Raw genomic sequence first — 26,868 nt, 5'->3', positions numbered from 1 at the left:
GCACGGCGGACGGGGGCGAGCGGCGGTGAGGGTCCTCGTCGTCGAGGACTTCGAGGTCCTGGCGCGCTCCGTCGGGACCGGGCTGCGCCGCGAGGGCATGGCGGTCGACGTCGTCCTGGACGGGGCCGACGCCCTCGACCGGCTCGCCGTCACCCGCTACGACTTCGTGGTCCTCGACCGCGACCTGCCCGGCGTCCACGGGGACGAGATCTGCCGGCGGCTCGCCGGCGACCGCCGCGAGACCCGCGTGCTGATGCTCACCGCGTCCGGCACGGTCCAGGACCGCGTCGACGGGCTGGGCCTCGGCGCCGACGACTACCTGCCCAAGCCGTTCGCGTTCGCCGAGCTCGTCGCCCGCGTCCGCGCCCTGGCCCGCCGCGCCTCCCCGCCGCTGCCGCCGACCCTGGCGTGCGGGGACGTCACGCTCGACCCGGCCCGCCGCACCGCGTTCCGTGCCGGGCGGCGGCTCGAGCTGAGCCCGCGGGAGTTCGGCGTGCTCGAATGCCTGCTCGCCGTGCCTGGCCTGGTCGTCTCCGCGGAGGAACTGCTCGAACGCGTCTGGGACGAGGCCGCCGACCCGTTCAGCAGCGCCGTCAAGCACACCGTGCACCGGCTGCGGGCGAAGCTCGGCGACCCGCCCGTGATCGAGACCGTCCGCGAAGGCGGCTACCGCATCGGACCGTCATGACCGCCCCGCTGCCGGCGAGAAGGTCGTTGCAGGCGCGGCTCGCGCTCGCCTACGCGGCCGGTGTCTACGCCGCCGGGGTCTTCGTGCTCGTCGTCGTCGCGGTCCCGCTCGCCAGCGTCGACGCGGGCACGCCCAAAGGCGGGCCTTCGACGAGCGGGCCCGCCGAGAACGGGCCCGGGATCGGCCTGGCCCAGCTCCTCGCGGGTTCGGCCGTCGCCCTGGTCGTCCTGGTTCCCGTCGCGCTGGCCCTCGGCTGGTTCGTCGCCGGACGGTTCCTGCGCCCGCTGCGCGCCATCACCGCCACCGCCCGGAGCATCTCCGCCGGAGACCTCCACCGGCGCCTCGGCCTCGGCGAACCCGCGGACGAGCTGACCGAGCTCGGCCACACCCTGGACGACCTGTTCGCCCGCCTCCAAGCGTCCTTCGACGCCCAGCGCCACTTCGTCGCCAACGCCTCCCACGAGCTGCTCACCCCTCTCACCGGCCTACGCACCCTCCTTGAGGTCGCCCTCGCCGACCCTGATGCCGACACCGGCGCCCTCCGCTCGGCGTGCGAGGAGGCGCTCGCGCTCGGCGGGCACCAGGAGCGGCTCGTCCAGGCGCTGCTCGCCCTGGCCACCAGCGAACGCGGCGTCACCCGCTGGGACACCGTCGACCTCGCCCAGATCACCGAGGAAGTGCTCGCCTCCCGCCGCGACCATGCGGCGGAGAAGGGCATCGGCCTCGCCGAACACCTCGCGCCGGCGCTGACGGCCGGGGATCCGGGACTGGTCGAGAGCCTCGTCGCGAACCTCATCGACAACGCCATCCGCCACAACCACGCGGCGGGGCACCTGCGGATCACCACGCAGACCTCTGGTGCGCAGGCGTTGCTGACGGTCGCCAACACCGGGCCCGTCATCCCCGACGACCAGGTCCAGCGCCTCTTCCAGCCCTTCCAGAGGCTGGCGCCCGCCCGGGACGGCCGTCGCGACGGCTACGGCATCGGCCTCGCCATCGTCAACGCCGTCGCCCATGCCCACCACGCCACGCTCATGACCACCGCACGTCCCGAAGGCGGGCTTTCCGTCACGGTCCGGTTCGCGGACGGGACCGGCGGCGTCACGCCCGGCGCGGGAACGGCGGGGCCTCCCCGCTCCAGGCGGCCCGGAGCAGGCGCGTGACGCCGTCGCGGGTGACGGGTGCGGGGTTCGCGGACGGGGCGTTCACGACCTGCTCGCAGATGGGTTCGATGTCGCTCTCCGCCATGCCGAGCCCGTGCAGCGAACGCGGCGCGTCCAGGGAACCCGCGAGGTCCCAGAGGCGGCGGGCGGGGTCGTCCGCGTCCAGCGCTCGTGCCAGGGCTTCGGTCGCCTCGGGGGCGGCGGGCTGGTTGTAGGTGAGGACGTGCGGCAGCACCACGGTGTGGGTCGCCGCGTGCGGGAGGTCGAGCGTCCCGCCGAGGGCGTGGCACAGCTTGTGGTGCAGGGACATGGTCGTCGCGCCGAGCGCTGCGCCGCACAGCCAGGACGCGTACAGCGCCGTGGTGCGGGCGCCGGGGTCGCGGCCGTCGGCGAACACGGCGGGGAGCCCCTGGGTCATCGCGCGCACGCCCTCCTGGGCCATCAGCGAGACGACCGGGGAGCGGTCGGGTGCGTAGAGCGCCTCGACCGCGTGGGCGACGGCGTTGAATCCGCTGGTCACCGACATGCCGACCGGGAGCCCGAAGGTGAGTTCCGGGTCGTACAGGACGCTCGCGGGCAGCACCCGCGGGTCCTTCCCGGTCCGTTTGCGGCCGTTCTCGGTGAGGCCCCAGACGGCGGTCATCTCCGAGCCCGAGTAGGTCGTCGGGACGGCGATCACCGGCAGGCCGTGCTCCAGCGCGACGGCCTTCGCCAGGCCGACGGCCGATCCCCCGCCGACCGCCACGCAGCAGTCGGCGCCGAGCCCGGCGGCGCGGTCGCGGGCGCGCCGCGCGATCTCGACCGGGACGTGCATGCGCGCTTCGGCGAACACTCCGGCGGATCGCTCGCCGAGCGCGTCCGCGATGGTCTCCGCGGTCGCGCGCCGCCCCGGTGAGCAGAGCACCAGAGCGCGCCGCGCGCCCAGCCGGTCGACCTCCTCGGGGACGGACGCGACGACGCCGGACCCGAAGCGCACCCGCATCGGAAGCGCGTCGTAGGAGAAGGCGGCCTGGACCATGCTCACGCTTCCCGGTCGGCGGTGCCGGTTTCGGTGTCGGGGCGGAGGACGACGTCGAAGTTCACCGTGCGGAACGGGTTGGGCAGTCCGGCGGCCGCCGCGCGCTCGGGGTCGTCGACGGTGGGGAACTCGCGCACGAGGCTGGGCTTGACCCCGAACACGGCGTCGGAGTCGATGAACGGCGTCCCGGCGACGAACAGGTGGGTGGTCACGGTGCGGTAGCCGGGCGCCGACACCTCGAAGTGGATGTGCGCGGGCCGGTTCGCGTGCCGGGCCGTCGCCTCCAGCAGCCGCCCGACCGGGCCGTCCTGCGGGATCGGGTAGTGGCGGGGGACGATCGAGCGGAACCAGAACCTTCCCTCGCCGTCCGCGGTGAACAGCCCGCGCAGGTTCAGGTCCGGCTGGACGCCGGGTTGCTGCACGTCGTAGAAGCCCTCGTCGTTGGCCTGCCACACGTCGACCGTGGCGTCCGGGACGGGCCGTCCGTCCGGGCCCGCCACGCTGCCGGTGACCAGGCACGGGACGCCCTTGCCGTCCTCGGCGATGTCGGCGCCCAGCTCCCGGCGCGGGGACGCGACCATGTGGAACGGGCCCTCGACCGTCGACTCGGTCAGCCCGCCGCCCGCCCGGTTGTTGAGGGTCTCGACCAGCATCGAGGCGCCGAGCACGTCGGAGAGCAGGATGAACTCCTGCCGGGTGCTGGTGCACGCCTGCCCGGTCGCGGTGAGGAACTCGATCGCCGCGGCCCACTCCCGTTCGGTCAGCTCGACGTCCTTGACGAAGTCGTGCAGATGCCGCACGAGGGAGGTCATGACCTGCCGCAGACGCGGGTCGGGAGTGGCGGCGAAACTGGCGGCGACCACGTCCGCCGACCGCTCCTCGCTGAACAGCTCGGACGAGGGCGGATGCGCCGGGCCGGCGGCGGGGTCTGGTGCGTCGTCCGACATCTCGCTCCTTCCGCGGCGCCCGGATCGCCGACGGCCACCGTACCGGCCACGGGCACGGGGCAGGGGCAGGGGCGCGGATGGCGGAGACTGGAGTCGTGATCGAGTTTCGGATTCGTGCTCCGCAACCCGGCGACGGCGCGGGGGTCGCGGTGGCGTGGTGCGATTTCGCCGAGTTCTACCAGGAGATCAATCCGGAGTCGTTCCGGTCGCCGAACCGCGACGGCCTGGACGCCTGGCTTGAGGGCAAGCTGCTGACCGACGACGAGGACAGATTCGTCCGGGTGGCCGACCTCGGCGGGGAAGCGGTCGGCTTTGTCGGCGCGGCGTTCATGGAGCCGCATGAGGACGCGGATCGCCAGCTCGTCCGGGAACTCGCGCAGCCCCGGGTCTTCGTCAACGCGCTCGCCGTTCAGCGCGGCCATTGGCGGTCCGGGGCCGGGGCGGGTCTGATGACGGCGGTGGAGCAGTGGGCCAGGGCGCGAGAAGCGCACCTGATCACCTTGGACACTTACGCCGCCAGCCCGGTATCGGTTCCGTTCTATGAACGCCGGATGGGATACCAGCGGCAGGGCATCATCTTCGGTAAACGGCTCCGCTAATCGGCGCGGGCGGTTCGGCGCGGAGGCGGGCAATTTCGTTCGCCTCGACTCGGTGCCGTTCGCGAGAGTGAACGGTGACATCGGCAGGACGGTCGGCAGCGCACCCGTCGCGAGCAGCACCGTGCCGAGGAGGTCAGGACACCGGGTGCCCTTTCACTTCCTTCGGGAATTCAGGTGATCCGCGTGTTACTGGACCTGCAGGTCGACACAGGCGTAGAAGGCGTTGCCGGTGTCGGCGATGTTCCAGACCGCCAGCACCTTCTGCCGGCCGGTCACCCCGCCGAGATTGACGGTGTGGGACGAGCTCTGCGGGCTGAACTTCCCGAGGCTCCTGCCGCCGAGGAAGTACTCGTAGTCCCGGGTGGCGTGGCGGGCGGTGAACGTCCAGGAGAAGGTCACCGAGTTGCCGACCGAGGTGGCGCGCCACGGCTTGCTGTCGTCGTCGAGATCGGAGAACCGGCCGTTTCCGCCGCTGCAGCTTTGCAGGCCTTTCGGCCCTTCGACGCTCTGCGGCTCCCACTGGATCTGTCCGCACTGGACGATTCTTTGCGCGCACTGGGCCTGCCGGCTCAGCGGCGAGGAGACATAGCCGTGGGCGTAGGCCGAGGTGGCGGGCAGCACCACGGCGACGAGGGGGGCGATTCCCACGCCGGCCGCGACGGCGGCGAGCTTGCGCCTTGATGATTTCATGCGGGGGGTCCTTGCTTTTCGGGGTGGGTGATCAGGCTTCTGTCGCGGGGCCTTTTTAGATCGGCGGGCGATGGAGGGGAGCGAGGCATGTTGACTCCATCAATAGGAAATTTCCTATTGGATAGTTGAACGTTAACCGTGGGTCCGATAAGGGGCAAGGCTTCGCTGGTGAGCGCGGATTGGCACGGGACATGCCCCCGCAGGCCAGCGACCGAACCACTTCTCGGCCCGCGAAATAATCGTCAGACTCTCCCGACTTTCGGGCGATCGATCGGCAACTTCTGCCTACCGGGGTGATTCGCGGAGTCCGGGCCCGGCGGGAAGGGGGCGCAGGCCGGGGGCGAGCGCGAGGGTGACGGCCACCGAGGCGGCGGCCATGATCGCCATCGCGGTCGCCGGGGATGTCACCTGCGCCGCGCCGCCCGCCAGGGCCGCGCCGACGCCCTGCATGGTGAGCATGCCGGACGCCTGCAGCCCCAGGGCGTGGCCGTGCATGGAGATCGGGGTCAGGGCCATGAGGCGTTCTTGAAGGAGCAGTGTCGCGGCGTAGCCGATGGAGGCGAGGAGGACGGCCGCCGATCCGAGCGGCAGCGGCGGGTCCACGGCGAACAGCAGGTACGGGGCGGCCAGCAGGAGGCGCAGCGCCGGGCCGAGGCGTTCGCGGAGGCGATGCGGGACGAACCGTCCCGTAACGGTGTCGCCGATCAGCATCCCTACGGCCGCCACGGCGAGCAGGAGCCCCGCGTGATGCGGGGAGTAGGAGACGAAGAGCGCCTCGCAGCCGACGATCAGGCCGTTCGGCACCCACATCGCGAGGTAGGTGTAGAGGCGCGGCGTGGAGGAGAGCAGGTGCGCGTTGGTGCGCCAGGTCAGGGCGAGGCTCGGACGGCCGGCGGCCCGGGGCGGGCGCCGGCTCAGCCCGGCGAGCGCCGTCACCGCGGTGAGCAGATAGAGCACGGCCCCGGTGAGCAGCGCGCCCCGCGGCGAGAGCGCGACGACCAGGACGCCGCCGGCCGCGAAACCGCAGATCTGCATCGTCCCCACGGCCATGTTCAGGACCGAGCGGCCGAGGAGGTACCCGTCCTCGGGAAGGATCTCGCTCAGCAGGCCGTAGCGGACGCCGCCGCTGAGCGACGCGACCAGGCCGAGCCCCAGCACGATCACGAACAGCGCCACCAGCGGCAGGCCGGGAATGGCGAGGACGGCCGTGCCCGCGCTGAAGACCAAGGCCATGCAGGCCAGGGCCGTCCGGGGCGGGAGGCGGTCGGCGGCCGACAGGAGGGTCAGCGCACCGATCATCTGGGCGAACGAGCCGCCGAACATGCTCAGCGCCGACAGCAGCGGCGACCGGGTCGCGTCGTACACGAGCGTGCCGAGCGCCAGCGCACCGATCGTCTGGGCGGACATCTGGATCGTGACCGTGGCGAAGAGCGGCGTGTACTCGGGGGCGCGGAACAGATCCCCATACGTGCGCATGATCCAAGGCTCCGGACATCCGGGACGGCGCCGGTAATGTTTCGCAGGGAGGCGGAACATGGGCTGGTGGCTGATCAACGCGGACACGCTCGCGGGCGGCCGGTTCGTGGTCTCGGCGCTGGCGGAGGCCACCGCGTCCCTGCGCCTCCTGGCGTCGGGCGCCGCCGCGCACCCCGGTGAGGCCGCGTGGCTCGACGCCCATCTGGCCGCGTACCGGCGGCTGCTCCGGCGGGAGCCGGTCACCGCCGCGCTGCTGGACGCCGCCCTCGGCGTCACGACCAAGTGGACCGCCGACTTCCTCACGCCGCCGCATCCGGCCGCCGGATCGCCGGCGTTCCACGAGGAGCTCGCGACCGTCCGCCGGACGCCGCCCGAGCGGGCGCACGCCGACCTGGAGGTCTCGCTCGGCCGCCCGCTGCCCGCCGAGCTGCGCCGCCCCGACGTGGCCGAACGGCTCGCCGGGCTGCTGGAATGGGTGTGGACGCACACCGTCGAGCCGGACTGGGACCGCCGCCGCCGCGTCATCGAGGCCGACGCGGTCGCGCGGGCCGGGCAGCTGAGCCGGGGCGGATGGGCCGCCGCGCTGGACGACATGCGCCCCGGGATGCGCTGGCTCGGCGACGGCCGCCTGCAGATCAACGTGCACGACTTCCCGCCGCGCGACATCTCCGGCGCGCGGCTGCTGTTCGCCCCGGTCACACCGCGCAAGGGCTGGGTGGCGTGGGAGGAGCCGGACCCCGACCGGTACATGATCGTCTATCCCTGCTCGGGTCCCCTGGCCGGGGCCGGGTCGAGGGCCGGGTTGGGGGCCGACGCCGCCGCCGTGCCCGAAGCGCTCGAACGGCTGCTCGGCTCCGCGCGGGCGAGCGTCCTCGTGCTGCTCGCGACGCCGCTGAGCACGACGCAGCTTGTGGCGCTGACCGGTCAGGGGCTCGGCTCCGTCGGCCGCCATCTCAAGGTGCTGCTCGACGCCCGCCTGATCGACCGCCGCAGGGCGGGACGATCCGTCCTCTACTACCGGACGGACGCGGGCGACACCCTCGTGGCGGCGCAGACGACATGAGGGCGCCGCACGAGGTCAGGGCTTGCGGGCGACGCCGCCGGAGCACGACACCTCGGGGACGTTCTCATGCCCGGGATCGGGCCGCCATTCCGTCACCGGGACGACGCCGGGATCGACCAGGTCCAGCCCGTCGAAATAGCGGGCGATCTGCTCCTGGCCGCGCGGGTTGTACGGGGCGGCGCCGCTGCCCGCGTTGTAGGCCCTGATCGCCTGGGTGTAGGCCGGGTCGCGGTCGGTGCCGTCGTAGACGGCGAGGTAGCTGCCGGACGGCAGCGCCGCCATGAGCCGCGCCACGATCGACCGCGCCTCGTCGAAATCGCTGACCAGACCCAGGATGCCCATCAGCATCAGCCCGACCGGCCTGTCGAGGTCGAGGGTGCGGGCGGCCTCGGCCAGGATCGCGTCGGGGTCGTGCACGTCCGCCTCGATGTAGTCGGTGACGCCCTCGGGGGTGCTGGTCAGCAGCGCCTTGGCGTGCGTCAGGACGAGGGGGTCGTTGTCGACGTAGACGATCCGGGCCCGCGGGACGAGCCGCTGCGCCACCTCATGGGTGTTGTCCACGGTGGGCAGTCCGGTGCCGATGTCCAGGAACTGGTCGACGCCCGCCTCGCCCACCAGGTACCGCACCACCCTGCGCAGCATCTGCCGGGACTGCTGGGCCATGTCGACCATCCCCCGGAAGACGGAGATGACCTGCTCGCCGGCCCGCCGGTCCACCGGGAAGTTGTCGGTGCCGCCCAGCAGGAAGTTCCAGACGCGCGCCGAATGCGGCACGGTGGTGTCGATCTTGTCCTTCGGCTCCATGGGAGACACCTACCCAATCAGCGCGAAAGGTCTAATCTGTCGGCGAAGTCGATCAAGCGCGGCGAGGCCCCGGCCGGGCGCCGGTCGCATGGAGGGATGACGGATGCGCAGACGAATCCTCCGGACGGCGGTGATCCTCGCCGTCGCGATCGGCGCGGTGCCGGGCGGCGCCGTGCCGGGCGGCGCGGCGGCGGCAGCGCCCGCAGAGCACGAAGCCCCGCTGTTACGGTCCACCGATCCGGGGGCGGAGCGCTTCAGGCCGGTCGGACGGCTGAATGCGTCGAGCCGGTGCACGGCGACACTGATCTCCCCGCCCGGCCACGGCACGACGGCGGCCCGCGGCCCGAACCCAGAGGCCCGCGCGCTGGTCCTCACGGCCGGGCACTGCGTCGGGCGGTTCTCGGCCAACGAGGTCCGCACCGGCGTGGACGCGCCCGGAGACTGGACGTTCACCCCGGCCTACTACGTCGACACCGTCGATCAGCACCGGTCGTTCCCGATCGCCTCGATCCGGTACGCCACCATGAAGGGCGTCGATCTCGCCGTCGCCGAACTGGCCGCGAGCTACGGGGATCTGGCAGCCATCGACGTCCGTCCGCTGGAGATCTCTTCGGCTCCGCCGCCAGAGGGCGCGGCCATCGACGTGGTGCACGCGCCCGTGGACGGCCTGCCGGACGACCAGCAGTACCTCCGCCGCTCCCAATGCCGCAGCGCCGCGCGTACCGACGTGGCCGAGTCGCCCTGGATCTGGCACGGGGCCTCCCCCAACGACTGCGCGGGCGTCGCTGGCGGCTCGTCCGGCGGGCTGGTCGTCCAGCGGGACGGGCGGCGGGTCGTGGCGGTGCTCAACACGACCGTCGAGAGCAGTGTGACGGGGGTGTGCAAGCTGGGGCGGCCCTGCGAGATCGGGCCCGGCGGCGTGGCGATCCGTCCTGGCACCTCGTACGCGATCGGTGTCGCCCCGCTGTCCGGCTGCCCGCTCGACGACCTCGGCGCTCCGACCTGCCGGCTCGACCCGGGGCTGGGCGCGGCGCCGTCGGACACCAGGGTCGCCGTCCCATCGGAAAAGGCCAGGTGGGACGCGACGCTCGACGCCAACGGCCGGACGCACGCGCGGATCAAGACCGGCCCGCTCGGCCGGACCGACTGCCGGAACCCCGCGGGCTACGGCCGCCCGTTCGCCATCGGCGACAGGCCGGCGATCGACGACCCGCTTCCGGCCCGGGAGGACTTCTACGTCCTGTGCGTGATCAGCGGCCAGGGCTCGGAGTGGGTGCCGGTCCGGTTCGCCTCGTTCACGACCGTGCAGGTGGACGACACCCCGCCGACCGTCCCGCCGGTGGTGAGTGCGCGCGATCTCGGCGACCAGTGGGCCGTGGAGCCGATCTACCGGATCTTCGAGATCGTCCACTACGACATCAAGTACGGCGCCCCGGACGCGATCGACTGCGCCGACCCGGCCGGATACCAGCCGTACCGGCGCTTCCCCGCGTTCCTCGCCAAGACCCAGGCGTGGCGGTACTGCGCGATCGGGTACGACCTCGCCGGCAACGCCACCCCGCCGAAGGCGGTCGACCTGAACCCGGCCTAGCCCGCGGGCCCGGAGCGGGAGCGGCCGGTCAGGCGCCGGTGTAGGGGGACGCGCTCGACTCGCGCACCCGCAGTTCCGGGGCCAGCGTGATGCGCTCGGGGGGCTCGCCGCGCATCATGCGGACGAGGAGGTCGACGCCCTGCGCGCCGACGTCGTACATCGGGTTGCGGACGCTGCTGAGCGGGATCGTGAGCTGCGCGGCGATGGGCACGTCGTTGAAGCCGACGACGGCGACGTCCCGTCCGGCGCGCAGGCCGCGCTCGCGGAGCACGCCGAGCACGCCGATGGCGGCGAAGTCGCTCACCGCGAAGATCGCCGACGGGTGGGGCGTGCGGTCCAGCAGCCGCTCGGCCGCCAGCGCGCCCCCGGCCGCGTCGAAGCTCGCGTGGACGACGCACTCCCCCGGCACGGGGTGGCCGCGCTCGGCGAAGTAGCGGGTGAACGCGGTCGTGCGGTCGATGCCGTTGGCGGCGTACGGCAGCCCGGCCACCACGCCCACCCGGCGGTGCCCGAGCGCGTAGAGGTGCTCGGCGGCGAGCCGGCCGCCCTCCAGGTCGTCGCAGGTGACCGAGGGATGGTCGCCCGCCCGCCGGTTGACCAGCACGAACGGGACGCCGTGCGCGGCGAAGTCGGCGAGGAACGCCCCGTCCACATGCGCGTCACCGAAGATCATCGCGTCGACGCGGCGGGACAGCAGCATCGAGATGTGGGCCTGCCGGGTGGCGGGGTCGTCCCAGGAGTTGCTGACCATCGTGTGGAAGCCGTGCCGGGACGCCGAACGCTCGACGCCCTCGTAGATCGAGGCGAGCACCTGGTCGGTCAGCCGGGCCATCATGACGCCGAGGAGCCGGGAGCTCTGCCGCCGCAGCCCGGCCGCCTGGATGTCGGGCACGTAGCCGACCTCCCGCGCCACCTGCCGGACCCGCTCGGCGGTCGCGGCCGAGGCGGCCCGCGCGCCGCTGGTGGTGCCGTTGAGCACCCGGGAGACCGTGGACACGTGCAGCCCGGTGAGTTCGGCGATCGTCTTCAGCGTCGCCCGCCCGCCGGACGCCGCGGACCCCTCGGGCCCTTCCGGCTCTGGATCGGCGGCCTTCCCGTCTCTCGCCCCTTGCAAGACCACCTGTTTTCCCTGGCCACCCTCGCCGGCCGATTTCCTCGGACCGGCTCTTGACAGCGTCCAGGCTAGCAGTTTCTCATTGAGCAAACGTTATAGCCAAACGTTTGCGCATGCCGGCCGGCATCCGGCCGGCCCCGTCCAGGGAGGTCACACCCATGGCGACCGAAGTGATCGCACCGCGTCGGTCGCGGCTGGTGACCCAGCTGCTGCTCGTCTGCGGCGGGGCCGTGCTGCTCAACCTCGTCATGCGGGCCGTGGAGGACGGGCTGCCGAGCACCGCGCCGGAGGCGGCGAGCCCGGCGGGGCGCGGGATCGGCGAATGGGTCCTGTGGATCCTCGGCGACACCAACGAGGCGCAGTTCTACAAGACCTCGCTCGGCGGGATCGGGCTGCTGCTGTTCGCCGCCGCCGCGCACTACGCGGCGCGGCGCAGGCTCCGGGCCAGGGGCTTCGACATCGCCTACGGCACCGGCCTGTGGCCCTGGCTGCTGGCCGCGGCCGGGCTCTCGCTGCTGCTGTCCAACCTGATGTGGGGCTGGACGCTCGCGCCCGACCTCTGGCAGCCGACGTTCGTCCCGTTCGTGTCGGTGGCGCCCTCGGTCGTCCTCGTCTACGGGGCGGGCTGGCGGGTCGCGCTGACCGCCGCCGGGCTGGGCACGGTGCTCACCACGCCGGTGTCGATCCTCGTCGTCGAGCACATCTGCACGCCGCTGGATCTTCCGGCGGTCGTCGGGAACGTCACCGGCATGTGGGTGGGCGCGCTGCTCGCGTTCCTGATCTGCCGGGGGCTGCCCTGGATGATCCTCCCGCCGCCACCGCCGGAAGGCCCGGCCGGCGAGGGCGTCGACGCCGAGCCCGACCCGGTTCCCGACCGTCCCCCCGGCGATAGTGACGGGCTGCCGAAGTGGTGGCTGCCGCGCAGGGCGTTGGCCGACTTCAGCGAGGCGCAGTTCTACGGGAACGAGTGGGCGTCCCTCGGCCTGGTCGGCGGGGCGGTGCTGGCCTGGGCCGTCAACACGACCGGCCCGGCCTACGGCAGCGGGGTGTTCCCCGACCTGCTCACCGCGCAGATCCTCACCGCCGTCCTCGGCGTGTGGCTGTGGGCCGGGGAATGGCACCGGCACGGCTGGTACCCGACGTTCGTCCCGGTGGTGTCCTTCGCCCCGGCGGCCGTGATCGTCATGGAGGGCGGCTGGCCGGTGATCCTTTTCGCCGCCGTCACCGGGGCCGCCGTGGGGCCACCGCTCGCCCGCGCGATCGCCGCGCGGCTGCCCGCCGACTTCCATCCGTTCATCGGCAGCGTCATGTCGATGACCGTCATCACCACGATCGGAGTGCCCGTGCTCAAGCTGCTCGACTCGGCGGGACTCCTATGAGCCCGCACACCCGTCCCACCGACCAGGCCAGGATCTTCTCGGCCCGCCGGATCATCACCATGAACGGCGACGAGCCCGAGGCGGTCGCCGTCCTCGGCGAGCGCGTCGTGGCCGTGGGCGCGCGGCGCGACCTGCGCGACCGGTTCCCCGGCGCCCAGGACGTCGACCTCGGCGGCGGGGTGATGCTGCCCGGGCTCGACGACGCGCACGCCCACCCCTCGGTGCTGGCCGACGGCGGCCTGTACGTGGACCTGGCGCCGACCGTGACCGGCAGCGCCGAGCAGGTGCGGCGGGCGCTGGCCGAGCGGGCGGCCGTCACGCCCGAGGGCGAATGGGTGGTCGGGCACAACTTCGACCTCTCCCGCACCGAGGACGGCCGCAGCGTGAACCGGACGCTGCTCGACCAGGTCTCCGAGCGGCACCCCGTGCTGATCATCCACTACTCCTACCACGGCGCCGTCGCCAACTCCCGGGCGCTGGCCGCCGCCGGATACGCCGAGGACACGCCCGACCCGGTCGGCGGCGAGCTGGTGCGCGACGGCGCCGCCCAAGGCGGGCGGCTGACGGGCGTGCTGTACGAGCGGGCCTGGATGGAGGGCTACCTCGGGCACGGCTCGCGGCCCCCGCTCGTCCCGCAGCCGACGATGGAGGCCCGGGTCGAGTCACTGCGCCGGATGCTCACCCGGATGAACTCGGTCGGGATCACCTCGGTGACCGACGCGATGGTCCATCCCGCCGACTGGGCGCTCTACCAGGCCGCACGCGACGCCGGCGCGCTGACCACGCGGGTCGGGATGCTGCTGTGGTATGAGTTCTTCGAGCCGGCGCGGGCGCTGGGCATGCGCACCGGGTTCGGCGACACGACGCTGCGCTTCAACGGCGTGAAGATGATGACCGACGGCGCGGTCTCCGGCGGCACCTGCCTGTGCCGGACGCCCTACATGGGCGCGCTCGGCGAGCGCACCGCCGGCATCCAGGTCATGCCGGACGAGGAGATCGCCGAGGTCGTCCACCGGGTGCACGCGGCGGGCAGCCGCCTGGCGGTGCACGCCAACGGCGACCTCGCGATCTCCAAGGTCCTGGACGCGATGGACGCCGCGATCGCCGCCACTCCCCCGCGCCCCGGCCAGACCCACCGCATCGAGCACTGCTCGGTGGTCGATCCCGGGCTGGTGGCGCGGATCCGCGCGCTGGGCGTGATCCCGGTGCCCTTCGGCGCGTTCATCTCCTACCACGGCCGCAATCTCGTCGGCCACTACGGGCGCGAGCGCGCCGCGCGGATCAGCCCGCACCGCACCTTCCGCGACGCCGGGATCACCGTGGCGGGCTCATCGGACTACCCGTGCGGGCCGCTGGAACCGCTGTACGCCCTGCAGTCGCTGACCACACGCCGCGCCCAGGACGGCACCGTCCTCGGCCAGGACGAGCGGCTCACCCCGTACCAGGCGCTGGAGGTCTACACGACCGGGTCGGCCGCGGCGTCCGGCGAGCAGCACGACAAGGGCCGGATCGCCGTGGGCCGCCTCGCCGACTTCACCGTCCTCGGCGAGGACCCGCTGCGCACCGAGCCCGAGGCGCTGGCGGAGATCCCGGTGCTGTCCACATGGGTCGGCGGCCGCCAGGTGTGGCACGCCGGATGACCCGTACCGCAACGACCTAGGAGGTCCCGATGTCCACCACCGCGCCGGAGGACGGCCGCACGATCCGCGGCCTGCGCACCATGTACGACGCCGGGGAGACCACCCCGGTGGACGCCGTCGAGGCCGCGCTCGCCTCGATCGAGCGCGACACCGGCGACGACGGGCTGCGCGCGTTCGCGCACCTGCGCGTCGAGCAGGCCCGCGAGGAGGCGAAGGCGGCGGCCGCGCGGCTGTCCGCCGGGGCCTCGCTCGGCCCGCTCGACGGCGTCCCGATCGCCGTCAAGAGCATGGTCGCGATGGCCGGGATGCCGCAGGACGCGGGCTCCCGCGTCCTCGCGGGGCAGTACGCCGACCGCGACGCGACCCTGGTCAGCGCGCTCAAGGAGGCCGGCGCCGTGATCGTCGGCACGACCTCCATGGACGAGTTCGCGCTCACCACGCTCGGCCCCGCCCGCAACCCGTTCGACCGGACCCGGACGGCGGGCGGCTCCAGCGGCGGGTCGGCGGCGGCCGTGCGGGCCGGGATGTGCTTCGCGGCCATCGGCACCGACACCGGCGGCAGCGTCCGGATCCCGGCGGCGTGCTGCGCGGTCGTCGGGCTCAAGCCCACCTACGGCCTGCTCCCAACCGACGGGATCATCCCGCTGGCCTGGTCGCTCGACCACGCCGGGCCGATCGGCCGGACGGTCGCGGACGTCGCGGCGATGTTCGGCGTCCTGCTCAGCGGCGTCACCGGCGGCTCCGGCTTCGGCATCGGGGCCAACGGCTCCGGCCCGGCGGCCGGGCTCGGCGGGATGCGCATCGGGATCCCGTCGGACGAGTACCTGAGCGTCGCCGACCCGCACCTGCTCGCGGACTTCCGCACCGCGCTCGCCGCCGCGGCGGACGCGGGCGCCGAGGTCCTCCGGATCGAGCTGCCCGATCAGGAGGAGGTCAAGGGCGTCCACTGGCCGGTGCTGTCCGCCGAGATGGCCGCCTACCACCTGCGCCGGTTCGGGGCGTCCGAGAACCGCTACAACGCGCCGATGAGGGACGGGATCGCCGCGGGCGCGGCCGTCACCACCGAGGAGTACCTGACCGCGCAGCGCGGCCGTCCCGTCCTGCGCGCCAAGGTCGACGCGGCCCTGTCCGGGGTGGACGTCATCGCCCTGCCGACGATGGCGATCGACCCGCCCGAGATGGGCCGGACGGAGGTGGACCTGGACGGGCGTCCCGAGGACGCCGTGGCCGCGATGGTCCGGCTGACGTCCCTCGCCAACCACACCGGGCACCCGGCGATCTCCGTCCCGCCTGGGACCGCGCCCGCGGGCCGTCCCGCCGGGGTGCAGCTCATCGGCCGCCACTACGACGAGCAGCGCCTCCTGTCGGTGGCCGCCGGTCTGGAGGCCCTGGGCTAGGCCCCGTCCGCGGGGCCGGCGGGGATGCCCATCTCGGTCATGGCCTGGTCGATGAACGAGGCCGGGGGCTCGTCCGTCGCGCCGATCCTGCGGAGGGCGGCGATGCCGAGGTAGATGCCGTACCCGGCGACGACGCGGCGGCGGGCGAGGCCGGGCGGGACGCCGAGCCGCTCCAGCGACGCCTGCATGTAGCCGAGGCGCCGGACGCTCACCCGCCGGGCCACCTCCGCGACCACCGGGTCGTCGGCCTCGCTGATCAGGCGGAAGGAGATCCCGGCGTCGACGGGATCGGAGAGGGCGCCCTCCAGCAGGGTCCGCATCCGCCGCGCGGGGTCGCCGATCTCGTCCAGCTCGGCGATCACGGTCTCGGTGTCGCGCTCCCAGAGCGCGAGCGCGGCCTCCAGCAGCGCGCGGCGGTTGCGGAAGTGCCAGTAGAAGCTGCCCTTCGTCGCGCCCAGCCGGACGGCGAGCGGCTCCACCGCGACGGCGGCGAGGCCCCCGCCGGCGAGAGCGTCCAGCGCGGCCCTGGCCCAGTCGTCGGCTGTCAGTCGCGTCACATTGCCACCCTTCCATACGGCAGCGTACGGTGAGAACATACGCCACCGTATGGAAGGTCGGATCATGGTCTACAACATGCACGAACGCTTCGTCCGCGCCGAGCCAGGGCGGATCTGGGAGCTGCTCACCACGATCGGCTCCGACGACGACCGTCTGTGGCCGGAGGGCCACGGGTCCTTCCGGCTGCCCGAGGGGCTCGTCCCCGGCGCCCCGGTCGAGCACTCCTCGCTGCGCTACCACGTCGGGGCGGTCGAGCCCGGTCGCAGGCTCTGGTTCGACACCGGCAAGCAGCTCAGCGAGGGGCACGGCTTCACGCTGACCGAGCGGGACGGCGGCACGCTCGTCCGGCACGAGCTCAAGGGCCGCACCGGGGGGATGTTCCGGCTGCTGTGGCCGCTGCTGATCCGGCGGCAGCACGACGTCGTGATCGAGCTCGTCCTCGACAACCTGGAGCGGGAGGCGGCGCGCGCCGCGCTGTGACACGATCAAGGTGCGTAATGATCATCCTCGGCGGCGCGTCCCCCCGCTCCCCGTCTCCGGTCGCGCCGCCCGCACCGGAAGGACAAGCACCGTGCGCACCCTCTACTCGACACTGATCGCGTCCGTCGCGGCGCTGCTCTGGCTCGGCTTATCCGCGCCGGCAGCGCTCGCCGAGCCCCGGCCGCCGTCGCCGGACGGCACCGTCTCCCCCATGATCATCGGCGGTGTCGACGCCCCCGAACCGTACTCGTTCATGGTGTCGCTGCAGACCGTCCAGTCGGGGCACTTCTGCGGGGGCAGCCTGCTCACCGCCGACTGGGTCGTCACCGCCCTGCACTGCGTCAGGGGCAGGCAGCCCGAGGAACTCCGGCTCCGCGTCGGGAGCCTCCGCCTGGACAGCGGCGGCAGCGCCCGCCAGGCCGAACGGATCGTCCTGCACCCCGAAGGCAGCCCCGCGCGATTCGACATCGCGCTCGTCAAGCTCGACGAGCCGGTCGCGGACGCGCCGGTGGCCCTGGACGTCCGCCAGCCCGTCGGAACTCCGGCCCGGCTGCTGGGCTGGGGATGCACGCAGGTCGGCATCTTCTGCGGCGACGAAGGCACCCCTGAAGTGCTGCAGCAGCTCGATTCGGCGGTACGTGCGCCCGCGTCCTGCGTGAACGTCCAGGCGCCCATCGACCCCGACTCCGAGGTCTGCACCGGGAACCAGGAAACGGCCACCGGCCCCTGCTTCGGCGACTCGGGCGGGCCCATGCTGCGCCGGACCGCGGACGGCTGGCGGCTCATCGGCGCGTTCAGCCGGGTCGAGGTGCTCCCCCAGAATCCCGACGACCCGCCGCAGTTCCCCGACTGCAGGACGGGCATGGGCATCTACACCGACGTGACCGTGCACCGCGCCTGGATCGAGAGCGTGATCTCTCCGGCCGCCTAGGCCCTGCGGACGGCGCGACAATCCGTCCCGCGGGCTAGTGGACTCCGCCGCGCGGGGGAAGATCAACCCGGCGCGGCGCTGCGAACGTGTGGGAGCGGACGAAGGACGTCCGCGAAAGGGGATCCACATGTCGCGGAAAAGACGTGCACTGGTCGCCGGGCTCGCCACGCTCGGCGTGGTCGTGACGGCGGCGGGCGGAAGCGCAGCGGCGGACGGCGGCGCGCCGGCGAAACACCCCGGCGCGCCGCCGGCCGCCGAGGAGGCCCACGTGACCGGGGACGCGTGGCTCAAGTACCCGGGCGACCGCGAGTACCCGTACCGGCGGTTCATCGTGGACGCGCACGGCGGCCCGTGGAAGTTCGTCGACGGCAAGATGGTCATGGGCGCCGCGCGCGGCACGGTGAAGTTCGACCACTACTCGCCGGACGTCCCCGGCGGGCCGTCCAAGCACCACTGGGGCTGGATCAAGGTCGACTACGTGATGGCGTCCGGGCCGGTGGCGGTCGTGTCCGGGATCCGGCAGGACGACGCGCAGGGCCCCGTCCCGCCGAACCAGAAGCGCGCGAACCTGACGTTCTACCAGTCGCCGCTCGGCCACCGGTACGACCGGATGGGGTTCTCGTGGGGCGTCGTGTTCCCGCACTGCCAGCAGATGGGCACCGGGCCGGCGCCGTTCAGCGAGAACAGCCCCGGCCCGTTCGGCAAATGGCTGAAGGGCTACACCGTGAAGGACGCGCCGCTGCGGTTGCCGTCCGGTGACTTCCAGCCGCCGGACATGCCGCCCGACTGCTCCTTCGCCGACAAGTAGGCCGCTACGAGCCGGGGTTCCGGCGGCGGACGGCTCGGGGCAGCGCGGTGACCGACCGGCCGACCTTGAAGCTGACCGAGTTGCGGACGGAGGCGAGCTCGTCGCGTGCGCGGGCGAGGCGGTCCTCCGTGCGGGCCAGCTTGTCCTGTGACTTGGCGAGCCGCTCCTTCAGCCGCTGGACCTCGCTCGACGGCGCCCACCTCCCCTTGACGCGGAGGAGGCGGCGTCCGGCGACCTGCTGGACCTCGTGCCAGACGTTGTCCTGCGCCGCCAGCCACTCCAGCAGCTCGTCCTGCACCGTTCCGACGTCGCCCCAGGTGCCGTAGAGCTTCTGGGTGGTGACGCAGATCGGGCGCAGCCCGTCCACGGCCACCGCCTCCCAGACGGCGGCGGAGACGCCGGGGGTGTGCTCGGACCGGTAGTCGTCGCACACGATGATGCCGCCGGCGGGCAGCATGACGTGCGCGGCCTGGATGTCGCCGGCCACGTGCTCGTAGAGGTGGGACGCGTCGACGTGCACGAAGCGGCAGGTCTCGGGCTCGACGTGGTCGAGGATCACCGACGTCGGCGCCTGGATGATCTCGGGCAGCCGGTCGTGGAAGGCGCGGTAGTTGGACTCGAAGGCGGTGCGGGTCAGGGTGGCGTACGACCCGTTCATCTCGGCCTGGTTGGAGTCGTCCGGGGCCTCGGAGTCGAAGAGGTCGCAGACGGTGAACCTCTCGCCGTCGCGCCGGTGGCGGCCCATGAGGATCGCGCTCTTGCCGAGGTAGGAGCCGAGCTCCACCAGGTCGCCGGTCTCCCCGAGGCGCTCCTGGCGCTCCAGGAACCAGGTGAACAGCATCTGGTCGATCTTGGGGAACCATCCTTTGACGTCTTCGAGGGCGGCGGGGGGCGCGGGGGGCGCGGTCTCTTGCCTGGTCATGCGGGTAACAGCTCCAGGTTGGTACGACGCTGCCGGATTGGCGGGATCCGGGAGCCGCCATGATAGGGGGTAGCGGGGATGTCGCAATCCGCGACCGCTGTCCTACCCGTCCGCGAGCCCGGCAACATTCCATGGCTTGTGTCTTGCTGCACGTTTATGAATGATTGTGGAGAGTTTTGAGCTGAAACGTGCAGAGGCGAGGACTCATGGGCGACAGCCGGATCAGCGTCGAGATCGCCGCCCAGCCGGAGTGCTGGCGCCTGGCCGCCCACCTCGCGGGCGGCGCGGCGGGCGCGCTCCCCGGACGCGGCGAGCGGGTCGCGGTGATCGGCTGCGGGACCTCGTGGTTCATGGCGCAGGCGTACGCTTCGCTGCGCGAGGCCGCCGGGCACGGCGAGACCGACGCGTTCGCCGCCTCGGAGGCGCCGCTCGCCCGCCGCTACGACCGGGTGCTGGCGCTGACCCGGTCCGGGACGACGACCGAGGTGCTCGACGTCCTCGGCCGCCTCGCCGGGAAGGTCCGCACGACCGCGATCACCGCCGTCCCGGACGCGCCCGTCGCGGCGCGGGCCGACGAGGTGATCGCCCTGGACTTCGCGGACGAGGAGTCGGTCGTCCAGACGCGGTTCGCCACGTCGCAGCTGATCCTGCTGCGCGCCCATCTCGGCGAGGACGTGGCGGGCGCGATCGCCGACGCGGAGGCCGCCGTCCGCGATCCGCTCCCGCCGGACCTGCTGGACGCCCGCCAGTTCACCTTCCTCGGGCGCGGCTGGACGGCCGGCGTCGCGCAGGAGGCCGCGCTCAAGATGCGGGAGGCCGCCCGGTTCTGGACGGAGGCGTACCCGGCGATGGAGTACCGGCACGGCCCGATCAGCATCACCGGCCCCGGCCGCGCGGTGTGGATGTTCGGGACGGTCCCGGACGGCCTGGCCGCCGAGGTGCGGGCGACGGGCGGGCTGCTGCGCGCGTCCGGCGCCGATCCGCTGGCGGAGCTCGTCCGCGTCCAGCGCGTGGCGGTCGCGCTGGCCGAGGGGGCGGGCCTCGACCCGGACCGTCCCCGCCACCTCACCCGCTCGGTGATCCTGGACGGCCCTGTGATCGGGAACGACAGGGCATGATCCTCACCGTCACCCTGAACGCCGCGCTCGACGACACCTACGAGGTGCCGGACGTCCGGTTCGGCGAGGTGAACCGGGTGGCGGCGGTGCACCGGCGGCCGGGCGGCAAGGGCGTCAACGTGGCCCGCGTCCTGCACGGTCTCGGGCATGAGGTGACGGCCGCCGGGCTGGTGGGCGGCGTCACCGGGCTGCAGATCGAGGAGGGCCTCGCTTCGCTGGGCGTGCCCGCGTCGTTCACGCGGGCGTCCGGGGAGTCGCGCCGGACGGTCACCGTCGTCGGCGACGAGGTCACGGTCTTCAACGAGCCGGGGCCCGCGGTGACCGGCGACGAGTGGGCCGCCTTCCTCAGCGACTACGAGCGGCTGGCCAGTGACGCCGCCGTGGCGGTGCTGTCGGGGAGCCTCCCGCCGGGCGTCCCGCCGGACGCCTACGCCGAGCTGGCCCGCCGCGCCCCCGGCCCGGTGATCCTGGACGCTGACGGGGAGCCGCTGCGGCTCGGCCTCGCCGGACGTCCCGCCGTGGTGAAGCCGAACGCCGGGGAGCTGGCCCGCGCCACCGGCACCGGCGATCCGGCCGCCGGGATCCGGACGCTCCGCGACGCGGGCGCGACCGCCGTCGTCGTCTCGCTGGGCGCGGACGGGGTCCTCGCCGGGACCCCGGACGGCGTGCTCCGCGCGGCTCTGGACCGTCCCGAACCCGGCAATCCCACGGGCGCGGGCGACGCGCTGGCGGCCGGTCTCGCCGCGGGCCTGGCGGAAGGTCTGCCCTGGCCGGAGCGGCTCCGGAACGCGGTCGCGCTGGCGGCGTGCGCGGTCCGCTCCCCCGTCGCCGGTGAGGTCGACGTCGGCGAACTGCCCGCGCTGCTCTCGCGTGTCGCCGTCCGGACCGGGGAGGGCCATGCCGCTCGCGGCCATGAGTGACGTCGTCGCCGGGCCCGCCGCGCGGGGGCGCGGGCTCGGGGCGTTCAACGTGATCCAGCTGGAGCACGCGGAGGCGATCGTCGCCGGGGCGGAGCGCGCCGGGGCGCCCGTGGTGCTGCAGGTGAGCGAGAACTGCGCGGCCTACCACGGCGCGCTCGCGCCGATCGGGCGGGCGGTGCTGGAGGTCGGGCGCGCGGCCGCCGTCCCGGTCGTCGTCCACCTGGACCACGCGACGTCGTCCGGCCTGGTCGCGGAGGCCGTCGCGCTGGGGTTCGGGTCGGTGATGTTCGACGCGTCCCGCCTCGGCCATGACGCGAACGTGGCGAGCACGGCCGAGGTGGCCGCCCGCTGCCATGCGGACGGCGTCTGGGTGGAGGCGGAGCTCGGGGAGGTCGGCGGCAAGGACGGCGTGCACGCCCCTCACGCCCGCACCGACCCCGGCGAGGCGGCCCGCTATGTCGCGGCGACCGGCGTGGACGCGCTGGCCGTCGCGGTCGGGACGTCCCACGCGATGCTCACCCGCGACGCCGTCCTGGACCTGGCGCTGATCGCGCGGCTGCGGGCGGCGGTGCCCGTGCCGCTGGTGCTGCACGGCTCGTCCGGGGTGCCGGACGAAACGCTCGCCGCCGCCGTCGCGCACGGCATGACGAAGATCAACATCGCGACCCGCCTGAACGAGGTCTACACGGCGGCGGTCCGCGGCCGGCTGGCCGCGGACCCCGCCGTGGTGGACCCGCGCCGCTACCTCGCCCCGGGCCGCGACGCCGTCGCCGCCGAGGTGGCGCGCCTCCTGGGCGTCATCCGCGCGGCGCCGTGGCACGGTACGTGACGTGCGTGACGAGGCCGCTGTGCGACACGGCGGTCTGTTCGAGGCCGATGTCGCCGACCCCCTCGAACAGCCGCTCGCCGCCGCCGAGGACCATCGGCGCGATGTGCAGGCGCAGCTCGTCGATCAGGCCCGCCGCCAGGTACTGGTTCACCGTGTGGGCGCCGCCGCAGATCGAGACGTTGCGGTCTCCCGCCGCGTCCCGGGCGCGGGCGAGCGCGGCCTCGATGCCGTCGGTGACGAAGTGGAACGTGGTCCCGCCCTTCATCGGCACCGGCTCGCGCGGGTAGTGGGTCAGGACGAAGGTCGGCGCGTGGTACGGCGGCTCCTCGCCCCAGTAGCCGTTCCACTCCAGGTCCCACTCGCCGCGCCCGGCGGTGAACATGTTGCGCCCCATGATGAACGCGCCCGCGTCCGTGACGGACTCGATGATCTCGGCGTTGGCCTCGGCCTCTTCGAACATCCAGCGGTGCAGCAGCTCGCCGCGGTCGCCGATCGGCTCGTCCACGCGCTGGTTCGGGCCGGCGGCGTAGCCGTCCACCGAGATGCCGATGTCGCAGGTGACCTTGCTCATGTCGGTGCCTCCCATCCGGGCGCCCTTCCGGCGCCGCTCATCAGATGGTCGGAGCCGTGCCCGCGTCCTCTACATCCGCCTCCACATCCGCACGGAAAATTTTGTATCCGGTCGGTGAGAGGAAGAGAGCGGGGAGCGGGACGTCCAGGGCGCGGCTGAACGCGTGCAGTTCGTCGGCGTCGAACCGGCGGGGCGGTGTGAAGGTCTCCGCGCGCTCGATCTGGTCGGCCGTCCAGGCGGTGCCGGTGAGCGAGGTCAGCTTCTCTGCGAGCGCCGTCCTGGGCAGGTCGCGGACGAGGCGCCACTGCCGGATGTTCGCGGCGACGATCTCGTTCATGCCGGCCGCCGTCCGCGCGACGGGCTCGGCAGGGACCGGGCGGCGGACGGGTCTGCGCTTGCTCGTGAGTTCCCTGACCACGGTCGCCGGGACGGCCAGCGCGAGCAGCGCGGGAAGCGCCCACGGGTACGAGGACGTGTGCGCCGTGAACCGAGCTGGGCGGTCGACGCCGGTCAGCTCCCCCACGACCGTGTACCGGCCGAACGCGGGACCGGGCAGCGTCACGTCGACCTCGTAGGTGCGTTCCTCGCCGGGGGCGAGCGTCCCGATCTTGGGGGCGTCCAGGATGCCGGTCGGCTCGGCGCCGCGTCCGGCCGCCAGGGTGAGCGGCGGGTCGGTGACGGGCGCGGCCCCGGTGTTGCGGACGGTGAACGTCACCGTCCGCTCGGCGGGCCCGGCGAACCACGCGGCGGACGGCCCGCCCCCGCTCACCCGAACCCCCGACACGGTGAGGTCCCGCGCCGGACCCGCCGACACGGTGCGCCGCTGCGCCGCCGTGAGCACCGGCACGCCCTCGATCTTCAGCGGGACGGTACGCGCCCGCCCGCCGCTGACCGGGCGGGCCGACACGACGCAGGGGCAGCCGATCGGCGGTTTCACGACCGTGATCATCGCGGTGCCGCGGCCCTGCCCGGTCACGAACGTGGTCGCCGCGGCGGCCACCGCGCAGTCGGCGGAGCCGCGCTCGCCGCCGTTGCCGCACAGCTCGATCAGCACGTTCCCGGCGGGCCAGGCGGCGAGGTCGACGGTGACGGTGTCCCCCGGCTTCGCCTCGGCGCGGTCGATCTCGACGGACGGCCCGGGCGCGCCGAAGAGGAGGGACGGGAGCGCGAACGTCCCGGCCAGGAGCGCCTTCATGACCGCGTCCTGCGGCGGCGCAGCACGAGCAGGGCGGCGACGGCGATCACGACCACGCCCATGACCGTCCACGGCGCGGCCCACCATCCGGCGGTGCGGACGGTCGGGCGCGCCGCGCCCGGCGCGGCGGCCATCGCGTCGAGCGGGGTCAGCTTGAGCGTCGCGGTGAGCGGCCCGGCGGGGAACACGCCCCGGACGCGGTCGGTGAACGTGTAGGCGTTGCCGGGCAGCAGTTCGGGCACCCGCCGGGTGGCGGCGCGTCCGAGCCCGATGCCGAACGGGCCGCTCACGCCGATCCGCGTCGTCGCGGCGAGCCGCACGTTGCCCGCGTTGCGGACCCGGTAGGTGACCAGGACGCTCCCCGTCCCGAGCCACGCGCTCTCCGGCGCGACCGTCAGCGACTCCACCTGCAAGGACGATGAGAGCGCCCCGTTGACGCGGGCGTAGACGCGGGCGGCGACGCGGCGGTCGACGTTGACGCGCTGCCCCTGCGCGCCGGTCGTCTGCTCGGTGACGGCGGCGATCACCCCGCCGGAGTGGTCGCCGGGAGTGGCTTCCGAGGGCACTGTCAACGTGAACGGCACGCGCGCGGATTTGCCCGGTCCGACGGTCCGGGCGGGCGCGCCCGGGATGGAGATCCAGGTGCCGACGCCCGTGGCCTGCCGGTCGGCGGTGAGGAGCGCGAACGAGCCGTCGGAGGTGTTGAAGGCGTCCGTGGCGTACACGCGGAACGTCAGCGGGCGGTCGCTCAGGTTGCTGATCACGACACTGTCACGGACGCGCTGACCCGGCGAGAGCGTGTACACGAAGAAGTCGCGCCGGGCCTGGCCGTTCGCCCCGGACGGCTTGACCGACCACGCGAGCCCGCCCGGCGCCGGAGCCCCAGCATGCGCGGTGGCAGGCGCCGGAGCGGCGAGGGGGGCCGCGAGCAGCAGCACCGCCACCAGGATCGCCCCGCCACGGAATGCTTTCATCTGCTTCGCTCCGCGTACTCTCTGTCCGGGCGGGGTGGGGATGCTTCGACCATTCCCACCCCGCCTCCGCCTCTTAGGAAAGGGTCAGGGTGAGGGTCGCGGTGTAGTCGCCGGGCGAGGTCCCGGCCGGGACGCCGAGGTCCAGCCCGGCGCCCGCCTGGAACACGCCGCCGCTGCTCCCGGCGGCGGACGACGCCAGCGTCCGGGCCGTCCCGAGCGGGCCCGCCGTGCCCGGCGTGACCGCGCCCTGCGAGCCGTCGTCCACGACCTGCGCGGTCGGGCTCCACGCGAGGTTGGCCTTCGGGATCGTCGCGCCCTGCGCGTGGCTGAAGTCGGTCACCTCCCCGACCAGGCTCCAGCCCGCCTGGGTGCCGCGCGCGTCGGTGACCGTGGCGGTGCGCAGCGCCCCTGTGGAGTGCTGTCCCGGCGCGACCGTGCTGAGCTGGGCCGAGTCGCCGTCCAGGGAGAGGGTGAGGGCGCCGTTGTTCACCTTCGCGGACAGCTTCTGCTCGCCCTTGCCCACCGGGTCAGGGCCGCCTGGGCCCGGGTTTTCGCCTCCGACGAATGTGACCGGCGTGAAGGTGTCCTGGCTGCGGTCCGCCGAGCCGTGCGCCGCCATCGTGATGACGTAGCACTGCGTCGTCAGGCAGTCGACGGCCTTGCCGCTGCCGTCGGTGTACTTGGCCTTGACGCCCGGGAGGGTGAGGGCGAAGGTGCCGTCGGCGTTGAGCTTGTTCTCTCCGGCGCCGTTCTTGTGCACCCACTTGGACGCCTGGAAGGCGCCCGCGTTCGTCCAGTAGTCGGGGACCTTCGGCCCGAACACGACGTAGACGCCGAGGCCGCCGTTGGCGGCGGGGTCGAACCCGCTGCCTTGGACGGCGAGGTCCTGCCCGGCGGGATCGGCCCCGGTCGCCGGGGTGACGGTGGTGGCCGGGCCTGCGGCGAGCGCGGGCGCCGCGCCGAGTCCGATCGTGATCAGCCCGGCGGCGGCGATGACCGCACCGCCTTGGGTGATCCGTGTGGTCGCCTGTCTCATGGCTTCCTCTCGCGGGGAGAACGGAAGGCAAGAACTTAGGTAAGCCTTACCTAAATCGAGGACTGTAACGGAGTCCCGGCCGGAATCAAGGACTGTGACCGAGATCGCGGCGCCGTCCGGACCGCGCTGACCGGCGGCGAAGCACGGTCCGCGCGATCAGCGCGGCCGCGGCGGCGGCCGCCGTCGCGGCCCAGAACGGCCACGGGGACGCGGCCCGTCCGCCCGACGCCGTCTGCTCGAACGCCCCGGCCGGAGAGGCGCCGGCGAGCGATGCGCCGTCCGGTGTCGCAGACGGCGAGGCCGTGCCGGACGGGCCGCCCGTCGCGGACGCGCCCGGAACGCCCTGCGCGCCGGGCCCCGAGCCCGATGCCGCCCTCCCCTGGCCGCTTCCGGCCGAGTTCGCCGTGCCGCCGGGACCGGTCGCCGACCCCGGCCCGGAACCGGTGCCGGAGCCTTTGAAGCGGATCGGCGTGAAGGTGTCCTGGCTGCGGTCGGGGACGCCGTGCGCCGCCATCGTGATGACGTAGCACTGCGTCGCCAGGCAGTCGACCTTCCTGCCGTCGCCGTCGGTGTACTTCGCCTTCACCGAGAGGGTCACCGAGAAGCCGCCTGACGGGCTCATCCGCGCCTGCCCGCCGCCGGAGCCGCCTGGATGCACCCAGTTCGCCGCCAGGTAGGCGTTGGAGTTCGACGTCCAGTCCGGGCGGCGCGGCCCGAAGACGACGTACACGCCGAACTTGTTGTTCCGCACGGGATCGAAGCCGGAGCCGCGGACCGTGACCGCCTGCCCCGCCGGGTTCACGCCCGACGTCGGGGCCACCTGAACCGACGCCGCGTGGGCGGGCAGGGACGCGGCCACGAGCAGGCCGGCGGCGGTCGCGGCGACGACGGCGCCGCGCCGGGACGCTCTGAAGTTAGGCAAGGCTCACCTCTTAAAAGTTAGGCAAGCCTAAGCTA

General features: G+C 73.5%; 27 protein-coding genes. 14 read left to right on the top strand and 13 right to left on the bottom strand.

The genetic code is table 11. The features are described from left to right. Positions 1-25: 25 nt before the first annotated feature. The gene (locus E1287_RS12790; protein WP_131965119.1) at positions 26-688 is read left to right on the top strand and encodes a response regulator transcription factor; all 663 of its coding nucleotides are present in this window, start codon (positions 26-28) and stop codon (positions 686-688) included. Further along, positions 685-1,851, top strand: coding sequence for a HAMP domain-containing sensor histidine kinase (locus tag E1287_RS12785; RefSeq protein ID WP_131965118.1), 1,167 nt, complete (start codon positions 685-687; stop codon positions 1,849-1,851). Before E1287_RS12790 ends, E1287_RS12785 begins: the two co-directional genes overlap by 4 nt. On the opposite strand, the gene E1287_RS12780 is transcribed toward E1287_RS12785, so the two are convergent. Beyond that, complete coding sequence (locus E1287_RS12780; RefSeq protein ID WP_131965145.1) at positions 1,790-2,869, bottom strand: maleylacetate reductase; 1,080 nt, start codon at positions 2,867-2,869, stop codon at positions 1,790-1,792. The genes E1287_RS12785 and E1287_RS12780 overlap by 62 nt on opposite strands. A 2-nt stretch (positions 2,870-2,871) precedes the next feature. Further along, positions 2,872-3,816 (bottom strand): intradiol ring-cleavage dioxygenase, encoded by a 945-nt coding sequence (locus tag E1287_RS12775; protein ID WP_131965117.1) that lies wholly within the window; start codon positions 3,814-3,816, stop codon positions 2,872-2,874. Positions 3,817-3,911: 95 nt separating this feature from the next. On the opposite strand from E1287_RS12775, the gene E1287_RS12770 reads away from it, so the two are divergent. Next, entirely contained in the window at positions 3,912-4,415 is a 504-nt protein-coding gene (locus tag E1287_RS12770; protein WP_165968981.1) for a GNAT family N-acetyltransferase, read from the top strand. A 186-nt stretch (positions 4,416-4,601) separates the two neighbouring features. Here E1287_RS12770 and E1287_RS12765 read toward each other — a convergent pair whose 3' ends face one another. After that, complete coding sequence (locus E1287_RS12765) at positions 4,602-5,105, bottom strand: lytic polysaccharide monooxygenase auxiliary activity family 9 protein (protein ID WP_131965115.1); 504 nt, start codon at positions 5,103-5,105, stop codon at positions 4,602-4,604. Positions 5,106-5,390: 285 nt separating this feature from the next. Next, positions 5,391-6,581 carry an MFS transporter gene (locus E1287_RS12760; RefSeq protein ID WP_131965114.1) on the bottom strand — a complete coding sequence of 397 codons (1,191 nt, stop codon included), beginning with the start codon at positions 6,579-6,581 and terminating at the stop codon, positions 5,391-5,393. Positions 6,582-6,639: 58 nt separating this feature from the next. On the opposite strand from E1287_RS12760, the gene E1287_RS12755 reads away from it, so the two are divergent. Beyond that, complete coding sequence (locus E1287_RS12755; RefSeq protein WP_131965113.1) at positions 6,640-7,644, top strand: helix-turn-helix domain-containing protein; 1,005 nt, start codon at positions 6,640-6,642, stop codon at positions 7,642-7,644. Between the two features lie 15 nt (positions 7,645-7,659). On the opposite strand, the gene E1287_RS12750 is transcribed toward E1287_RS12755, so the two are convergent. Beyond that, positions 7,660-8,448 carry an SAM-dependent methyltransferase gene (locus tag E1287_RS12750; protein ID WP_131965112.1) on the bottom strand — a complete coding sequence of 263 codons (789 nt, stop codon included), beginning with the start codon at positions 8,446-8,448 and terminating at the stop codon, positions 7,660-7,662. 103 nt (positions 8,449-8,551) lie between these two features. Here E1287_RS12750 and E1287_RS12745 point away from each other — a divergent pair, with 103 nt between their 5' ends. Further along, on the top strand, positions 8,552-10,039 hold the full coding sequence (locus tag E1287_RS12745; RefSeq protein WP_131965111.1) for a hypothetical protein: 1,488 nt from the start codon (positions 8,552-8,554) through the stop codon (positions 10,037-10,039). 28 nt (positions 10,040-10,067) lie between these two features. Here the strand turns inward: E1287_RS12745 and E1287_RS12740 are convergent, their stop codons facing one another. Next, a complete protein-coding gene (locus E1287_RS12740; RefSeq protein ID WP_207934174.1) occupies positions 10,068-11,159 on the bottom strand; it encodes a substrate-binding domain-containing protein in 1,092 nt (363 codons plus the stop codon). Between the two features lie 152 nt (positions 11,160-11,311). Between E1287_RS12740 and E1287_RS12735 the strand changes: the two genes are divergently transcribed. Genes E1287_RS12735 through E1287_RS12725 form a run of 3 tightly spaced genes read left to right on the top strand, consistent with a single transcriptional unit; the run spans position 11,312 to position 15,569 of the window. Further along, positions 11,312-12,532, top strand: a complete 1,221-nt coding sequence (locus tag E1287_RS12735; RefSeq protein WP_131965110.1) for a hypothetical protein — start codon at positions 11,312-11,314, stop codon at positions 12,530-12,532. Then, a complete protein-coding gene (locus E1287_RS12730) occupies positions 12,529-14,172 on the top strand; it encodes an amidohydrolase (RefSeq protein ID WP_131965109.1) in 1,644 nt (547 codons plus the stop codon). The genes E1287_RS12735 and E1287_RS12730 overlap by 4 nt, the downstream gene beginning before the upstream one ends. A gap of 29 nt (positions 14,173-14,201) precedes the next feature. Continuing rightward, positions 14,202-15,569 carry an amidase gene (locus tag E1287_RS12725; RefSeq protein WP_131965108.1) on the top strand — a complete coding sequence of 456 codons (1,368 nt, stop codon included), beginning with the start codon at positions 14,202-14,204 and terminating at the stop codon, positions 15,567-15,569. On the opposite strand, the gene E1287_RS12720 is transcribed toward E1287_RS12725, so the two are convergent. Further along, entirely contained in the window at positions 15,566-16,126 is a 561-nt protein-coding gene (locus E1287_RS12720; protein ID WP_165968980.1) for a TetR/AcrR family transcriptional regulator, read from the bottom strand. The genes E1287_RS12725 and E1287_RS12720 overlap by 4 nt on opposite strands. Positions 16,127-16,175: 49 nt before the next feature. On the opposite strand from E1287_RS12720, the gene E1287_RS12715 reads away from it, so the two are divergent. From E1287_RS12715 to E1287_RS12705, 3 genes are all read left to right on the top strand, one after another. Further along, a complete protein-coding gene (locus E1287_RS12715) occupies positions 16,176-16,607 on the top strand; it encodes an SRPBCC family protein (RefSeq protein WP_165968979.1) in 432 nt (143 codons plus the stop codon). 91 nt (positions 16,608-16,698) lie between these two features. Next, on the top strand, positions 16,699-17,538 hold the full coding sequence (locus tag E1287_RS12710) for a serine protease (RefSeq protein ID WP_131965105.1): 840 nt from the start codon (positions 16,699-16,701) through the stop codon (positions 17,536-17,538). A gap of 127 nt (positions 17,539-17,665) precedes the next feature. Continuing rightward, positions 17,666-18,346: a hypothetical protein gene (locus tag E1287_RS12705; protein WP_131965104.1), complete on the top strand. Its 681-nt coding sequence runs from the start codon at positions 17,666-17,668 to the stop codon at positions 18,344-18,346. 4 nt (positions 18,347-18,350) lie between these two features. On the opposite strand, the gene E1287_RS12700 is transcribed toward E1287_RS12705, so the two are convergent. Beyond that, positions 18,351-19,268: a class I SAM-dependent methyltransferase gene (locus tag E1287_RS12700; protein WP_131965103.1), complete on the bottom strand. Its 918-nt coding sequence runs from the start codon at positions 19,266-19,268 to the stop codon at positions 18,351-18,353. A gap of 206 nt (positions 19,269-19,474) precedes the next feature. Here E1287_RS12700 and E1287_RS12695 point away from each other — a divergent pair, with 206 nt between their 5' ends. The 3 genes from E1287_RS12695 to E1287_RS12685 are packed head-to-tail and all read left to right on the top strand — an operon-like array spanning position 19,475 to position 22,135. Next, a complete protein-coding gene (locus tag E1287_RS12695) occupies positions 19,475-20,386 on the top strand; it encodes an SIS domain-containing protein (RefSeq protein WP_131965102.1) in 912 nt (303 codons plus the stop codon). Continuing rightward, positions 20,383-21,306, top strand: coding sequence for a 1-phosphofructokinase family hexose kinase (locus E1287_RS12690; RefSeq protein ID WP_131965101.1), 924 nt, complete (start codon positions 20,383-20,385; stop codon positions 21,304-21,306). Before E1287_RS12695 ends, E1287_RS12690 begins: the two co-directional genes overlap by 4 nt. After that, positions 21,299-22,135: a class II fructose-bisphosphate aldolase gene (locus tag E1287_RS12685; protein WP_243718915.1), complete on the top strand. Its 837-nt coding sequence runs from the start codon at positions 21,299-21,301 to the stop codon at positions 22,133-22,135. Before E1287_RS12690 ends, E1287_RS12685 begins: the two co-directional genes overlap by 8 nt. Here the strand turns inward: E1287_RS12685 and E1287_RS12680 are convergent. The 5 genes from E1287_RS12680 to E1287_RS12660 form a co-directional block, all read right to left on the bottom strand. Continuing rightward, complete coding sequence (locus tag E1287_RS12680; protein WP_131965099.1) at positions 22,104-22,706, bottom strand: dihydrofolate reductase family protein; 603 nt, start codon at positions 22,704-22,706, stop codon at positions 22,104-22,106. The genes E1287_RS12685 and E1287_RS12680 overlap by 32 nt on opposite strands. 40 nt (positions 22,707-22,746) lie before the next feature. Continuing rightward, complete coding sequence (locus tag E1287_RS12675; protein ID WP_131965098.1) at positions 22,747-23,901, bottom strand: hypothetical protein; 1,155 nt, start codon at positions 23,899-23,901, stop codon at positions 22,747-22,749. Continuing rightward, positions 23,898-24,875 (bottom strand): DUF916 domain-containing protein, encoded by a 978-nt coding sequence (locus E1287_RS12670; protein WP_131965097.1) that lies wholly within the window; start codon positions 24,873-24,875, stop codon positions 23,898-23,900. Before E1287_RS12670 ends, E1287_RS12675 begins: the two co-directional genes overlap by 4 nt. A gap of 73 nt (positions 24,876-24,948) precedes the next feature. Continuing rightward, positions 24,949-25,911 carry a hypothetical protein gene (locus E1287_RS12665; RefSeq protein ID WP_131965096.1) on the bottom strand — a complete coding sequence of 321 codons (963 nt, stop codon included), beginning with the start codon at positions 25,909-25,911 and terminating at the stop codon, positions 24,949-24,951. 85 nt (positions 25,912-25,996) lie between these two features. Then, the gene (locus E1287_RS12660) at positions 25,997-26,833 is read right to left on the bottom strand and encodes a hypothetical protein (RefSeq protein WP_131965095.1); all 837 of its coding nucleotides are present in this window, start codon (positions 26,831-26,833) and stop codon (positions 25,997-25,999) included. Between the last annotated feature and the right edge of the window lie 35 nt (positions 26,834-26,868).

The organism is Actinomadura sp. KC06 (assembly GCF_004348735.1).
Lineage (GTDB): Bacteria > Actinomycetota > Actinomycetes > Streptosporangiales > Streptosporangiaceae > Spirillospora.
Note: the sequence above shows the minus strand (reverse complement) of the source record. Positions and strands in the feature narration are given on the sequence as shown.